Source organism: Streptomyces sp. NPDC056738 (genome assembly GCF_042790435.1).
Taxonomy (GTDB): Bacteria; Actinomycetota; Actinomycetes; order Streptomycetales; family Streptomycetaceae; genus Streptomyces.
This window is the reverse complement of record NZ_JBHTZF010000014.1, coordinates 312,230-325,281: the sequence shown is the minus strand read 5'-3', so window position 1 is coordinate 325,281 and position 13,052 is coordinate 312,230. Positions and strand designations below refer to the sequence as shown.

12 protein-coding genes are annotated in these 13,052 nt (G+C 71.0%); 3 read left to right on the top strand and 9 right to left on the bottom strand.

Features of this window, described 5'->3' with window-relative positions:
* Positions 1-87 precede the first annotated feature (87 nt).
* Positions 88-1,131: an NAD(P)-dependent alcohol dehydrogenase gene (locus tag ACFRIC_RS33025; RefSeq protein WP_382793501.1), complete on the bottom strand. Its 1,044-nt coding sequence runs from the start codon at positions 1,129-1,131 to the stop codon at positions 88-90.
* Positions 1,132-1,305: 174 nt separating this feature from the next.
* On the opposite strand from ACFRIC_RS33025, the gene ACFRIC_RS33020 reads away from it, so the two are divergent.
* Positions 1,306-2,220, top strand: a complete 915-nt coding sequence (locus tag ACFRIC_RS33020) for a helix-turn-helix domain-containing protein (protein WP_382793499.1) — start codon at positions 1,306-1,308, stop codon at positions 2,218-2,220.
* Positions 2,221-2,421: 201 nt separating this feature from the next.
* On the opposite strand, the gene ACFRIC_RS33015 is transcribed toward ACFRIC_RS33020, so the two are convergent.
* The 5 genes from ACFRIC_RS33015 to ACFRIC_RS32995 form a co-directional block, all read right to left on the bottom strand.
* A complete protein-coding gene (locus ACFRIC_RS33015; RefSeq protein ID WP_382793497.1) occupies positions 2,422-3,192 on the bottom strand; it encodes a group II truncated hemoglobin in 771 nt (256 codons plus the stop codon).
* 97 nt (positions 3,193-3,289) lie between these two features.
* The gene (locus tag ACFRIC_RS33010; RefSeq protein WP_382793494.1) at positions 3,290-3,973 is read right to left on the bottom strand and encodes an ABC transporter ATP-binding protein; all 684 of its coding nucleotides are present in this window, start codon (positions 3,971-3,973) and stop codon (positions 3,290-3,292) included.
* 41 nt (positions 3,974-4,014) lie between these two features.
* Positions 4,015-5,487: an ABC transporter permease gene (locus ACFRIC_RS33005; RefSeq protein WP_382793492.1), complete on the bottom strand. Its 1,473-nt coding sequence runs from the start codon at positions 5,485-5,487 to the stop codon at positions 4,015-4,017.
* Between the two features lie 213 nt (positions 5,488-5,700).
* A complete protein-coding gene (locus tag ACFRIC_RS33000; RefSeq protein WP_382793490.1) occupies positions 5,701-6,969 on the bottom strand; it encodes an Ig-like domain-containing protein in 1,269 nt (422 codons plus the stop codon).
* 237 nt (positions 6,970-7,206) lie between these two features.
* Positions 7,207-7,551 (bottom strand): hypothetical protein, encoded by a 345-nt coding sequence (locus ACFRIC_RS32995; RefSeq protein WP_382793487.1) that lies wholly within the window; start codon positions 7,549-7,551, stop codon positions 7,207-7,209.
* 110 nt (positions 7,552-7,661) lie between these two features.
* Between ACFRIC_RS32995 and ACFRIC_RS32990 the strand changes: the two genes are divergently transcribed.
* Positions 7,662-8,054, top strand: a complete 393-nt coding sequence (locus tag ACFRIC_RS32990; RefSeq protein ID WP_382793484.1) for a hypothetical protein — start codon at positions 7,662-7,664, stop codon at positions 8,052-8,054.
* 38 nt (positions 8,055-8,092) lie between these two features.
* Complete coding sequence (locus ACFRIC_RS32985) at positions 8,093-8,845, top strand: DUF2625 family protein (protein WP_382793481.1); 753 nt, start codon at positions 8,093-8,095, stop codon at positions 8,843-8,845.
* A gap of 152 nt (positions 8,846-8,997) precedes the next feature.
* Here the strand turns inward: ACFRIC_RS32985 and ACFRIC_RS32980 are convergent, their stop codons facing one another.
* The 3 genes from ACFRIC_RS32980 to hutH all read right to left on the bottom strand — a co-directional run bounded on the left by ACFRIC_RS32980 (position 8,998) and on the right by hutH (position 12,927).
* Positions 8,998-10,809, bottom strand: coding sequence for a DEAD/DEAH box helicase (locus ACFRIC_RS32980; protein WP_382793479.1), 1,812 nt, complete (start codon positions 10,807-10,809; stop codon positions 8,998-9,000).
* Positions 10,810-10,941: 132 nt separating this feature from the next.
* A complete protein-coding gene (locus ACFRIC_RS32975; protein ID WP_361691350.1) occupies positions 10,942-11,145 on the bottom strand; it encodes a cold-shock protein in 204 nt (67 codons plus the stop codon).
* Between the two features lie 243 nt (positions 11,146-11,388).
* A complete protein-coding gene (gene hutH / locus ACFRIC_RS32970) occupies positions 11,389-12,927 on the bottom strand; it encodes a histidine ammonia-lyase (protein ID WP_382793541.1) in 1,539 nt (512 codons plus the stop codon).
* Between the last annotated feature and the right edge of the window lie 125 nt (positions 12,928-13,052).

The window sequence follows — 13,052 nt, the reverse complement described above, 5'->3', positions numbered from 1 at the left end:
CTCCCGTCGTACGACGGGAGCGGCGCCCTCGGGGGTCGTGCGCCTGTTGGTGCCGCGAAGCGGCCGGGGCTGCCGGGCCGGCCGGGACTACTGGATCGTGGCCGCGTCGATCACGAAGCGGTAGCGCACGTCGCTGGCCAGGACCCGCTCGTAGGCCTCGTTGATCTCGGACGCGTCGATCAGTTCGATCTCGGCGCCGAAGCCGTTCGCGGCGCAGAAGTCCAGCATCTCCTGGGTCTCCTGGATGCCGCCGATGCCGGAGCCCGCGAGGGTCTTGCGGCCGCCGATCACCGAGAACAGGTTGAGCCGGACCGGCTCCTCGGGCGCGCCCACGTTCACGAAGGCGCCGTCCGTGCGCAGCAGGGCGAGGTAGGCGTCCAGGTCCAGCGGCGCGGAGACGGTGGACAGGATCAGGTCGAACGTGCCGCGCAGCGCCTTGAAGGTCTCCGGGTCGCTGGTGGCGTGGTAGTGGTCGGCGCCGAGCTTCAGGCCGTCGTCCTTCTTGCGCAGCGACTGGGAGAGGACGGTGACCTCGGCGCCGAGCGCGTGGGCGATCTTGACGCCCATGTGGCCGAGACCTCCCATGCCGAGAACGGCGACCTTCTTGCCGGGGCCGGCGTTCCAGTGCTTGAGCGGGGAGTACGTGGTGATGCCGGCGCAGAGCAGCGGCGCGGCGACGTCCAGGGAGATGCCGTCGGGGATGCGCAGGGTGTAGTTCTCGTCGACGACGATCTTCTGGGAGTAGCCGCCGTAGGTGGGCTCGCCGTCCTTGCCGACGGAGTTGTACGTGCCGACGCCGCCGCCGGTGCAGTACTGCTCCAGACCGGCCTCGCAGTTGTCGCACTCACGGCAGGAGTCGACCAGGCAGCCGACGCCGACGCGGTCGCCGACCTTGAACTTGGTGACGCCGGAGCCGACCTCGGCGACGATGCCGGCGATCTCGTGGCCCGGCACCATGGGGAAGGCGGCCTTGCCCCAGCCCTCGCGGGCCTGGTGGATGTCGGAGTGGCAGATGCCGGCGAACTTGATGTCGATCAGGACGTCGTGCTCCCGGACCGCGCGACGCTCGATGGTGGTGCGCTCCAGCGGAGCCTTGGCGGCGGGTGCGGCGTACGCGACGACTGTGGTCATGCCGGAGTTCTCCTCAGGAGGGGGGTGGTAGGTGCCCGGCTGTCTCGCGTCGGGCACGGCGTCAAGCCTGCCCGATCCCGCGCGGGTCACCCAGACCACGGTTCTGCGTACGTTCGCTGGTCCTACCACTGGCGGGGTCAGGCTCCGTGTCGTACGACCGTTGATACTGGACATATGGATGAACAGCCCTCCGTGGGGCCCGCCGGTGAGGCGGCCCTCCCTCTCGACCGGCGTGCCGAGCTGAGCGAGTTCCTGCGCAGCCGCCGCGCCCGGCTGAAGCCGGAGGACGTCGGGATGCCCGACTTCGGACGGCACCGCCGGGTGCCCGGGCTGCGCCGTGAGGAGCTGGCCCAGCTCGCCGGGGTCTCCGTCGCGTACTACACGCGCCTTGAGCAGGGGCACGGACGCAACGTGTCGGCGGAGGTGCTGGACGCCATCGCGAAGGCGCTGCGGCTGACGGACGCCGAGCACAACCACCTCACGCACCTCGCGAAGCCCAAGCAGCACAAGAAGCGGCAGGCGGCGCGGCCGCAGCAGGTGCGCGGCTCCCTGCGTCAGCTTCTCGACACCCTCGACGGCGTCCCGGCGTACATCACCGGACGCCGCTCCGACGTGCTCGTGTGGAACCGGATGGCCGCGGCCGTCTTCGGGGACTGGTCGGAGCTGCCGCCGCAGGAGCGGAACTGGGCGCGGATGGTCTTTCTGCGGCCCGAGTACCGGGATCTCTTCGTGGAGTGGGAGCAGAAGGCGATCGACATCGTCTGTCTGCTGCGCATGGACGCGGGCTGTCATCCGGACGATCCGCGGCTGGCCGCGCTGGTCGGGGAGCTGTCGGTGAAGAGCGAGGACTTCCGGCGGCTGTGGGCGACGCACGACGTGAAGGAGAAGAGCCACGGGGTGAAGCTGCTGCGGCATCCGCTGGTGGGCGACCTCGCGTTGCAGTTCGAGTCGTTCCGGCTGGTCGGTGACACCGAGCTGGCGCTGGTGACGTATCACGCGGAGCCAGGGTCGAGCTCGGCCCAGGCGCTGCGGCTGCTGGCGTCGTGGGGCGAGGACGCGACCCGCGCCGGAGTGCCCTCACCCCACTGACCGCGACCGACCCCACTGACCACGCCCGGCCGACTCCCGGCAGGGGTCGGCGCCCGCACGGCGGCGGGCCCGGCTCACGGCCGGTACCGCGGCACCGCACGCGCCGGCGCCCGGCTCACGGCCAGTACGGCGGCACCGCGCGCGTCGGCTCACGGCTCACAACCGGCAGGTACCGCCGCACCACACGCGTCGGCGCCCGGCTCACGGCCGGTAAGGCGGTGCGGCCCCCCAGGTCCACTTCGGTACGGGCTGTTCCGCCGGGGGTGTCGCGTCCGGGCCGGAGAAGTACACGGCCAGCCTCGTGCCCCACTCGGCGTAGGCGAGGAAGGCGGAGCGGAACTCGGCGTCGGTGGGGAGCCCCGCGTCGTCGGCGGCGTCCTGGAGGAGGTTCACCCAGCGGCGGCGCTGCGGCTCCGTGATGCCCTTGCCCAGGTGTTTGGCGACCATGTGGCCGTGGCCGCCCTGGGCCTCGGTGTACGCCGGCGGTCCGCCGAAGACCTCGCCGAGCCAGAGGGCCACGTGGGCGGCGTGTTCCGGCGCGAGGTCCGCGAACAGCGGCGCGAGGAGGTCGTCCTTGAGGACCTTGTCGTAGAACGCCTCGGTGAGACGGGCGAAGGCCTCGGCGCCGCCCGCCCAGGCGTAGAGGGTGGGTTCGGAGGCGCCCCGGCCGCGCACGGAGGTCGGTTTGTAGTGGCGCATCTCCTCGATGCTGCCGATGTACGGGCGGATCTCGGCGAGGAAGTCCGGGAAGAGCTCGGAGGCGCGGAAGCCCTCGATGTGGTCCTCGGTCGAGGTCCAGGTGATCCTCAGGACGAAGTGCTCGAAGTCCTCCTCGCAGCGGGCGAGTTCGTAGTCGACGCACTGCGGCGCCGCGGCGAGCTGGACGGCGGCACGGGTGTAGGCGGCCAGGAACTCGGCCGACTGCTCCTCGGGAATGCGGTACCGGATGTATTCGACTGTCGAGACGGTCATGTCTCCACACAAACACGGAAGGGCCACCGGAGGCTCTGTTTCCGGTGGCCCTTTCGCTGCGGGCTCATTCCGCGCCGCGGGGCGGCGCGCGCCGCCGCTACCGTGCCGCGTTCTCCTTGACGGTGATCAGCCCCTTGCGGATCGTCGCGAGGCGCGGGGCCTTCTTCGCGATCGCGGAGTCGTGCGTGACCATGATGAAGGTCAGGCCGTGCTCCTTCCACATGGCTTCGAGCACCTCCATGATCTCGTCACGCATGCTCTCGTCGAGGTTGCCGGTGGGCTCGTCGGCGAGCAGCACCTTGGGCTGCTTGACCAGGGCGCGGGCGATCGCCACGCGCTGCTGCTGACCGCCCGAGAGCTCGGCGGGCAGGTGGCCGAGGCGCTCGGCGAGCCCCACGGACTCCAGGGCCGCGGCGGCCCGCTCACGCCGTTCCTTGGCCTTGACCCGCAGCGGTACGAGCGCGGTCTCGACGTTCTCCTGGGCGGTGAGCGTGGGGATCAGGTTGAAGCTCTGGAACACGAAGCCGATGTTCTCGCTGCGCACCCGGGTGAGCTTCGCCTCGGACAGCTTCGCCATGTCGACGCCGTCGAGTTCGACGCTGCCGGCGGTGGGGCGGTCGAGTCCGCCGAGCATCTGGAGCAGGGTGGACTTGCCGCCGCCGGTGGGGCCCTGGATGACGAGCCGGTCGCCGTCGCCGATCGTCAGGTCGATCCCGGCGAGCGCGTTGATCGATTCCTTGCCCCGCGTATAGCGCTTGGTGACGCCTCTGAGTTCGTACATGGTGTTACTCCTGGGATACGTAAGTACGTATGGGGCGGGGCTTATTCGACGCGGCGCAGGGCGTCGGCGGGGCGCAGCCGGGAGGCGCGCCAGCCGCCGAAGGCGCCGGCGATCAGGCCTCCGGCCACGGCCAGGCCCACCGCGATGACGATGGTGTTGACGCTGACGGGCGCGGTGAGCGCGACGTCGAGGGCCTTGGAGGCGCTCTGGCGGGCCGGGCCGGCGAAGCCGCCGCCCCCGCCGCCGAAGCCGCCGCCCGGACCGCCACGGCCCGCGCTCGCCACCTGGGCCTGGAGGTTGGGGCTGATCTCGGTGACGACGTAGGCGCCCGCGAGGCCGAGGGCGATGCCGAGGACACCGCCGACCAGGCCGTTGACCACGGCCTCGCCGACCACCTGGCGGGTCACGCGGCTCGACTTCCAGCCGAGCGCCTTGAGGGTGCCGAACTCACGGACACGGCGGGAGACGGCGGAGGAGGTGAGCAGGCCGGCGACCAGGAACGCGGCCACGAGCACCGCGATCGACAGCCACTTGCCGACGTTGGAGGCGAGGTCGGAGGCGGTGGACAGCGAGCCGGAGACCGTGTCCGCGAGGTCGGCGGAGGTGGTGACCGTCGTGCCCGAGATGTTCTTCTGGATGGTGCTCTTGACGCCGGCGATCTGCTGCGAGTCCGAGGCCTTGACGTAGATCGTCGTGACCTTGTTCTTGGAGTCGCTGAGCGTCTGCGCCTGCTGGAGCGGGATGTAGAGGTTCGCCGCCGCGTCGCCGCTGTCGGGCGTCGCGATGCCGATGATCTTGTACTTGACGCCCTTGACGGTGACGGTGCCGTCGAGCTTGAGCTTCTTCTCCTTGGCGTACGACGTGTCCGCGACGGCCACCTTGGCGTTCGTCTCGGTGGTCTTGAACGTACGACCGCTGGTGATCTTCGACGAGGTCAGCGGGCCGAGGGCCGGCTTGGTGACGTCGGTGCCGTAGACCGAGTAGTTGTTGACGTCGAAGTTGGCGCCGCCGCCCTCGACGCGGCCCTGCGGGGACTGCTGGGCCCCGGGGCCGCCCTGCCGGTTGCCGCCGCCGCTGCTGCTGTTCGGGTCCTGCTTGAACTGGCCGCGGGTGAACTGGCCGTTGATACGGATGACCTGGAGGCTCAGGCCGCCGACGGAGTCCGCGACGCCCTTCTGCGCGTCGACCTTGGAGACGGTCGAGGAGGGCAGGGTCTGGAAGCCCTGGACCATGACGCGGTCGCTGCTCTGCTCCTTGTCGGAATCGCTGTCCTTCGCGTCGAAGTTGAAGCGGGGACGGTCGCTGGTGCTCTGGGCGGCGGCGGCCTTGGTGACCGTCATGTCGGTCCCGAGCCCGTACAGCGACTGCAGGACCTTGCCCTGGGCCTTCTCCATGCCGGAGGACACGGAACTGACCACGATGACCAGGGCTATGCCCAGGGCGAGCCCGGAGGCGACGACGAGGGCCGCCTTTCTGCGGCGGCGCAGTTCGCGCCTCAGGTAGGTGAAGAACATGCGCCGCAAGCTAGTTACGGCGCGTGATGAAGGAATAAGGCCGAAATAAGAGAAGCATGAGAAGGCTGTGGCCGGGCCCAGAAATCGTTGGGAGACGCCGATGCGGCGGCGGCCCCTGGGGGCCACCGCCGCATCGGTGTTCGCTCTCTGGCGTCCCGGCCTCGGCCGGTCCGCCGGACGGTGCCGGCCCGGTTCGGGCCGTCACGACCCGGGTCAGACGGCCGAACCGGCCTTCCAGGCCGCCCAGTCCAGGTTCCAGCCGTTGAGGCCGTTGTCCGGGGCGATGGTCTTGTCGCCGGTGTTCTTGACGACGACGACGTCACCGATCAGCGAGTGGTTGAAGAACCACGCGGCGGGGGTGTTGGCGTCGTTGGCGCCCTTGGTGTCGGACAGACCGACACAGCCGTGGCTGGTGTTGACGGAACCGAAGATGGACTTCGCGCCCCAGTAGTTGCCGTGGATGAAGGTGCCGGAGTTCGACAGACGCATGGCGTGCGGCACGTCCTTGATGTCGTACTCGCCCTTGCCGTCGTCGTTCGTGAAGCCGACGGTCGAGCCGTCCATCCGGGTCTCCTTGAACTTCTGGGAGATCACCATCTGGCCCTGGTACGTGGTGTGGTCCGGAGCGCCCGCGGAGATCGGGATGGTCTTGACGACCTTGCCGTCCTGGGTGACCTGCATCGTCTTGGTCTTGGCGTCGACGATGGAGACCTGGTTGCGGCCGATCTTGAAGGTGACCGTCTTCTGCTGCACTCCGTAGACACCGCTCGCGCCCTGGACCCCGTCGAGGTTCAGCTTGAGGGTGACGGTGGAGCCGCCGGTCCAGTAGTCCTGCGGGCGGAAGTCCAGGCGGTTGGCGTTGAACCAGTGCCCGACGACCTCCTGGCCGCTGCTGGAGGAGACGGTGATCCCCTTCTGCACCGCGGACTTGTTGGTGATCGCCTTGTCGAAGTTGATCGAGACCGGCATGCCGACGCCGACGGTGGAGCCGTCCTCGGGCGTGAAGTTGCCGATGAAGCTGTTGGCGGGGGAGACCGTGGTGAACGACGCGTTCTCGTGGGCCGTGCGGCCCTCGGAGTCGGCGGCCTCGGCGGCGATCTTGTACGTGGTGGCGCGCTCGAGGCGGTTCAGCGGCTTCCAGCTCTTCTTGTCCGCCGATATCTGACCGGCGACGGCGGTGCCGGACGCGGTCTTCATCGTGACGGACGTGAGCGTGCCCTTGCTGACCGTGACGGCGGTGCCGTTGTTGATCGAGGCGTTGTCGGAGCCGTCCTTGGGCGTGATCTTGATCAGGGCCTCGGACGTCTTCTTGGCCGCGGCCTCGTCGACCTTGGCCTGCGACGTGGAGTCGCCGCCGCCCGACGTGCCGGCCTTGTCGTCGCCCCCGCTGCACGCAGAGAGCACCAGCACCCCGCCGAGCAGTGCGGACGCCGCCACAAGACGCCTGCGCCGCTTACTGATCGTCATCACACGCTTCTCCATCGTCGCCGATTCCCGAAAGGACCACGGGAGCCCCGTAACCACTAAGAACGCCACAACCGGTTACTCCCGTTCCACTTCCCTCGGAAGTGTGGCCCACACCACGTCCGCCCTGTCCGGGCGCAAGGACCGAGACGGTACGGAGGGTTGGTGCCGGGGGTGCGGAGGCGGCCGTGCCACGCCAGGGGCAAGAAGCCCCGGACGGCGGTCACCGGCCGGGGTCACACCCCCCGGACCGCGTCAGCCGCGCACGTCTTCCTCGTCGTCCTCTTCGGCATCATCCTCGTCGATGTCCCAATCCGGCGAATCGGGATCGTAGTCGACGGGCTCGCTGCTCCACGAGGCCTGCGCGAGCTCGACGCCGGGCACCTCGCTGACCAGGTCGAACGGGTCGACGAGATAGGCCAGGGCTTCCGCAGTGTCTTCCGTCACTGCGCCTTCCGCGTGGGCCCGTTCATCGGCCGGCATGTCCGCGTCGTCGCTGATCCGGCCCAGCGCGGCCCGGGTGACGGCGTCGGCGTCGCCGATCTCCAGGACGAGTTCTACACGAAGCCGGACAAATTGTGAGGTCTCAGGGGTACTCATGGGAGGGAGCGTACGGCCCGTGGCATGCGCGACTTTCCCACGACCCGCGCCTTTCATTAGCATCGGCCCGCACGGCCAATTCGCAAGCGCCACAAGGGGATCGATATTTCGTGTCCGCCGCACGTCGATCGTTGCTGACCGCCACCGCAGCGGGGACCCTCCTGGGTGCCCTGTGGTTCGTCCCGTCCGCCAACGCGACCCAGGACGTCCCGTCACCGGGCGCGACGGCCTCGGCGTCCGCGGCACCGGCCGTCAGCGCGACGACACGGATGTCCGCCGGTTCGGGCGACACCGGATCCCGTACGGCCTCCGACGGCAGCGCGCCGAGCGCGCTCTCCGACGGCACCGGGCCGAGCGCGCTGTCCGGTGACGACGGGACCCGGCTCGCGGACACCGGCGCCGTGGACACCACGCCCTATCTCGTCGGCGGCACGCTCTTCCTGGGCCTGGGCGCCGGATTCGTGGCCTACTCCGTGCGCCGAGAGCGCATGATTGCCTACTGAGCGCACCGACCGCATTCCGGACAACCCACGGGGAAGCCATGCGAGAGCTGAGCGAGCTGACGGACGTCGAGGAACCGGCCTGGCCCCTGCTGTCCAAGGCGCTCGCCGCCAGCGGGGTGTCCATGGAGGTTCCCCCCGTGGACCCGGACCTGGCCCGCGCGAGCCTGCTCCAACTCCAGGTCACGGCACGGTCCTGGCTGGGCGGGATGGTGCTCAACTGCGGCGGCGTCGTGCTGGACAGCGGATGGCTGCGGATCTACGGCAGCCCGGCCGAGGACTCCTCGACGGGGCTGCCGGGCGGCTCGACGGACCTGCCCTCGCTGGCCGAGGTCAACGAGTTCCCCGAGTACTTCGATCCGGCCTGGCGCCCGCGGGACGGCGGACTCGTCGTCGGCCACGACGTGCTGGGCGGGGCGTTCGTCCTCAACGGCCCCGACCCCGAGTCGGTGGGACGTCCCGGTCGCCCCGGCGAGGTCGTGTACTTCGCGCCCGACTCACTGAAGTGGGAGTCGCTCGAAGTGGGCCACGGGGAATGGCTCCAGTGGCTCCTGCGCGAGGGCACGGACCAGTTCTACGACACGCTGCGCTGGCCCGGCTGGCGGGCCGAGTCCGGAGCCCTCACGGGCACCCAGGGGCTGTCCGTGGTGCCGTTCCTGTGGTCGGCGGAGGCGCGGCGCGACCTCATGTCGACCAGCCGCCGGGCGGTGCCGCTGGCCGAGATCCTCGGCCTGCACCGGGACTTCGCCCTGAAGCTGGACGGGGTGGACCCGGGCTTCCTCGGCGACGTCTGAACCAGCGCGGCACGGACCGGTCACGGCTCGGCCGGCCGTGCGGGCCGATCTCCCGCCCGGGAAACGGCCGCTGACACGAAGGCCCCGCAACCCCCGGCGCCTGCCAGGGGGTTACGGGGCCACGATGTCTGAGCGGGTCGGACCCGCGCCGGTCAGGCGGCCCTGCGGCCGCCGCCCTGGGCGCCGTTCTGGCCGCCGCGCTGCGCGGCACGCCCGCGGCCGCCGGAGCGACCCGCGCCCGCGCCACCACCGGCGTCCGTACGGCGACCGGCGCCGCCGGAGGCCTCGCCACGACGACCCGCGCCGGCACCCGCGTCCGTACGCCGGCTTCCGGCGCCACCGGTCTCGGTGCGGCGGCCCGCGGCCGCTCCGCCCGCTTCCGCGCGACGGCCGGCGCCGGTGCCCGTGCGGCGTCCGGCGGGCGTGCCGCCCGTCGCGGCGCCCGCGTCCGTGGCCGGACGACCGGCGCGCCTGCGGCGGGCCTGGCCGTCGGAACCGGTGCTCGCGCGTCCGGCCGTGCCGCCGTCGGCGACCGCCGGGCGGCGGGCCCCGCCACCGGTGGCACGCCGCGTCTTGGGCCGCGCCTTCGGCTGCTCGACCGGCTGCGGGACCTCGATGACGACCGGGACGCCGGAAGGCTCACGGGCGCCGGTGAGACGGGCGAGCTCCTCGTCGCTGGACTTCACGCGGGCGGTGCGCGGCGTGATGCCCGCGTCCGCCATCAGCCGCGTCATCTCACGCTTCTGCTCGGGCAGCACCAGGGTGACGACACTGCCGGACTCCCCCGCGCGGGCGGTGCGGCCGCCGCGGTGGAGGTAGTCCTTGTGGTCGGTCGGCGGGTCGACGTTGACCACGAGGTCGAGGTCGTCGATGTGGATGCCGCGGGCCGCCACGTTGGTGGCGACGAGCGCGGTGACCTGACCGTTCTTGAACTGGTCGAGGGTGCGGTTGCGCTGCGGCTGGCTGCGCCCGCCGTGCAGGGCGGAGGCCCGGACACCGCTGGCGAGCAGCCGCTTGGTGAAGCGGTCGGCGCCACGCTTGGTGTCGACGAAGAGGATCACGCGGCCGTCACGGGCGGCGATGCGCAGCGCGACCGCCTTCTTGTCGGTCTCGTCGGCGACGTGGAGCACGTGGTGCTCCATGGTCGTCACCGCGCCCGCGGACGGGTCGACGGAGTGCACGACGGGGTCGGTGAGGAACATCTTGACGAGCCGGTCGATGTTCTTGTCGAGCGTGGCCGAGAAGAGCAGCCGCTGGCCGCCCGGCTCGACCTGCTTGAGCAGCGCGGTGACCTGCGGCATGAAGCCCATGTCGGCCATCTGGTCGGCCTCGTCCAGCACGGTGATCGCGACCTGGCCGAGGGCGCAGTCGCCCCGCTCGATGAGGTCCTTCAGCGGCCCGGGGGTGGCCACGAGGACCTCGACACCGCGGCGCAGCGTGCCGGCCTGGCGGCCGATCGACATCCCGCCGACGGCCGTGGCCACGCGCAGGTTGACCGCGGTGGCGTACGGCGTCAGCGCGTCGTCGACCTGCTGGGCGAGTTCGCGCGTGGGCACCAGGACGAGCGCGAGCGGGTGGCGCGGCTCGGCGCGGCGGCCGGCGGTGCGGGCGAGGAGCGCGAGCCCGAAGGCGAGCGTCTTGCCGGAGCCGGTGCGTCCCCGGCCGAGCACGTCGCGCCCGGCGAGGGAGTTGGGCAGGGTGGCGCCCTGGATGGGGAACGGCTCGGTGACGCCCTGGGCCGCGAGGGTCTTCGTCAGGGCGGCGGGCATGTCCAGCGCGTCGAAGGACTCGACCGCGGGCAGCGCCGGCGTGATCGTCTCGGGCAGGGAGAACTCCTGCGGAGGCGCGACCTTGCGGGCGCCGGCACGGCCGGCTCCCCGGCCCGCGCTCTTCGCGGAGCCGCCGGACTGCGCGGCACGTGCGTTCGCCGGCCGCTTACGGACGGGACGTTCGGATCGAGTCATGCTGGATCTGGTTTCCTTCCTGGGCCCACGGACTGCACACACAGCGCTCACCGACTGCATGAGCTGTCACAGCGCTGAGCCGGGTCCAGCACCCGAAGGTGCGGGACCCGGCTCTGGAAAAGCGCGTTCGAACTAGGCGGGAACGATGTTCTCCGCCTGCAGGCCCTTCTGGCCCTGCGTGACCTCGAAGGAGACCTTCTGGCCCTCGATGAGCTCACGGAAGCCGGAGCTGGCGATGTTCGAGTAGTGGGCGAAGACGTCGGGGCCGCCGCCGTCCTGCTCGATGAAGCCGAAGCCCTTTTCCGAGTTGAACCACTTCACGGTGCCAGTAGCCATGTTGTTCTCCTGAACAGGTAGTTGGGCCCCCATCCGGAGATGCACCGGGTAATGCCGGAGATGCCGGTAAAACAAAACGCGCCTGCGGAGGATTCCGATCAGGCGCACAAAGTAAATGGGTACCAAAAACGTATCAATGAGACAGTAGCACACCCCGATATCAGAGGGCGAGGCGAGGCGTGTGGGCCGGGACACATCCCGTCGTGTGGGCCGGGACACACCCGGCCCACACGACGGACTCCGCTACGCCAGCGGGCCGGTCACCGGCTCCACCGCGGCCACCACGCCGCCCGCGCGCACGAACGCGTCCGCCGCCTCCAGGTCGGGGGCGAGGAAGCGGTCCGGGCCGGGGCCCTGGACCCCGGCCGCGCGGACCGCGTCGATGACCGCCCGCGAGGCCGGGGCCGGGGTCAGGCCCTCGCGCAGTTCGATGGCGCGGGTGGCGGCGTACAGCTCGATGGCCACGATCCGGGTGAGGTTGTCGACGGAGGTGCGCAGCTTGCGCGCCGCCGACCAGCCCATGGAGACGTGGTCCTCCTGCATGGCGGAGGAGGGGATGGAGTCCGCGGACGCCGGGACGGCGAGCCGCTTCATCTCGCTGACCAGGGCGGCCTGCGTGTACTGGGCGATCATCAGGCCCGAGTCGACGCCGGCGTCGTCCGCGAGGAACGGCGGCAGGCCGTGGCTGCGGTTCTTGTCGAGCAGCCGGTCGGTGCGGCGCTCGGCGATCGAGCCGAGGTCGGCGGCGGCGATGGCGAGGAAGTCGAGGACGTAGGCGACGGGGGCGCCGTGGAAGTTGCCGTTCGACTCGACGCGTCCGTCGGGCAGCACGACCGGGTTGTCGACGGCGGCGGCCAGCTCGCGCTCGGCGACCGTGCGGGCGTGAGCGAGGGTGTCACGGCCGGCGCCGGCGACCTGCGGGGCGCAGCGCACGGAGTAGGCGTCCTGGACGCGCGGGGCGTCGTCCTGGTGGTGGCCGGTGAGCTCCGAGCCCTTCAGCACGGCCAGCATGTTGGCGGCGCTGGCGCTCTGGCCGGGGTGCGGGCGGATGGCGTGCAGTTCGGGGGCGAGGACCTTGTCCGTGCCGAGGAGCGCTTCGAGGGAGAGCGCGGCGGAGACGTCGGCCGACTTGTACAGCGTCTCCAGGTCGGCGAGGGCCATGACCAGCATGCCGAGCATGCCGTCGGTGCCGTTGAGGAGGGCGAGGCCCTCCTTCTCGCGCAGCTCGACGGGGGTGATGCCGGCCTCGGCGAGCAGCTCGCCCGCGGGGCGCACGACGCCGTCGGGGCCTTCGGCGTCGCCCTCGCCCATCAGGGTCAGGGCGCAGTGGGACAGCGGCGCGAGGTCGCCGGAGCAGCCGAGCGAGCCGTACTCGTGGACGACCGGGGTGATGCCCGCGTTCAGGATGTCCGCCATGGTCTGCGCGACCTCGGGCCGCACACCGGTGTGTCCCGAGCAGACGGTCTTGAGCCGCAGGAACATCAGCGCGCGGACGACCTCGCGCTCGACGTGCGGGCCCATGCCGGCGGCGTGCGAGCGGACGATGTTGCGCTGCAACTGGGCGCGCAGTTCCGGGCTGATGTGCCGGGTCGCCAGGGCGCCGAAACCGGTGGAGACGCCGTAGACGGGCTCCGGCTTCGCGGCCAGCGCGTCCACGATCTCGCGGGCCGCGGCGAGGGCCGCCACCGCCTCGCCGGAGAGCTCGATCCGGGCGCCTTCGCGCGCCACGGCGAGAACGTCGGACGCGGTCACTCCGGACGTCCCCACCACCACAGTGTGCATATCCATATTCAGGAGCGTACGCAGTGAATTCGATGATGTCACTAGTGGGCGGCGGGTTGACCCCTTACTCCGGCGTACGTCACAACGCCGGATCCGTACGCCGCGAAGGACCCCGCGTCCGTCGC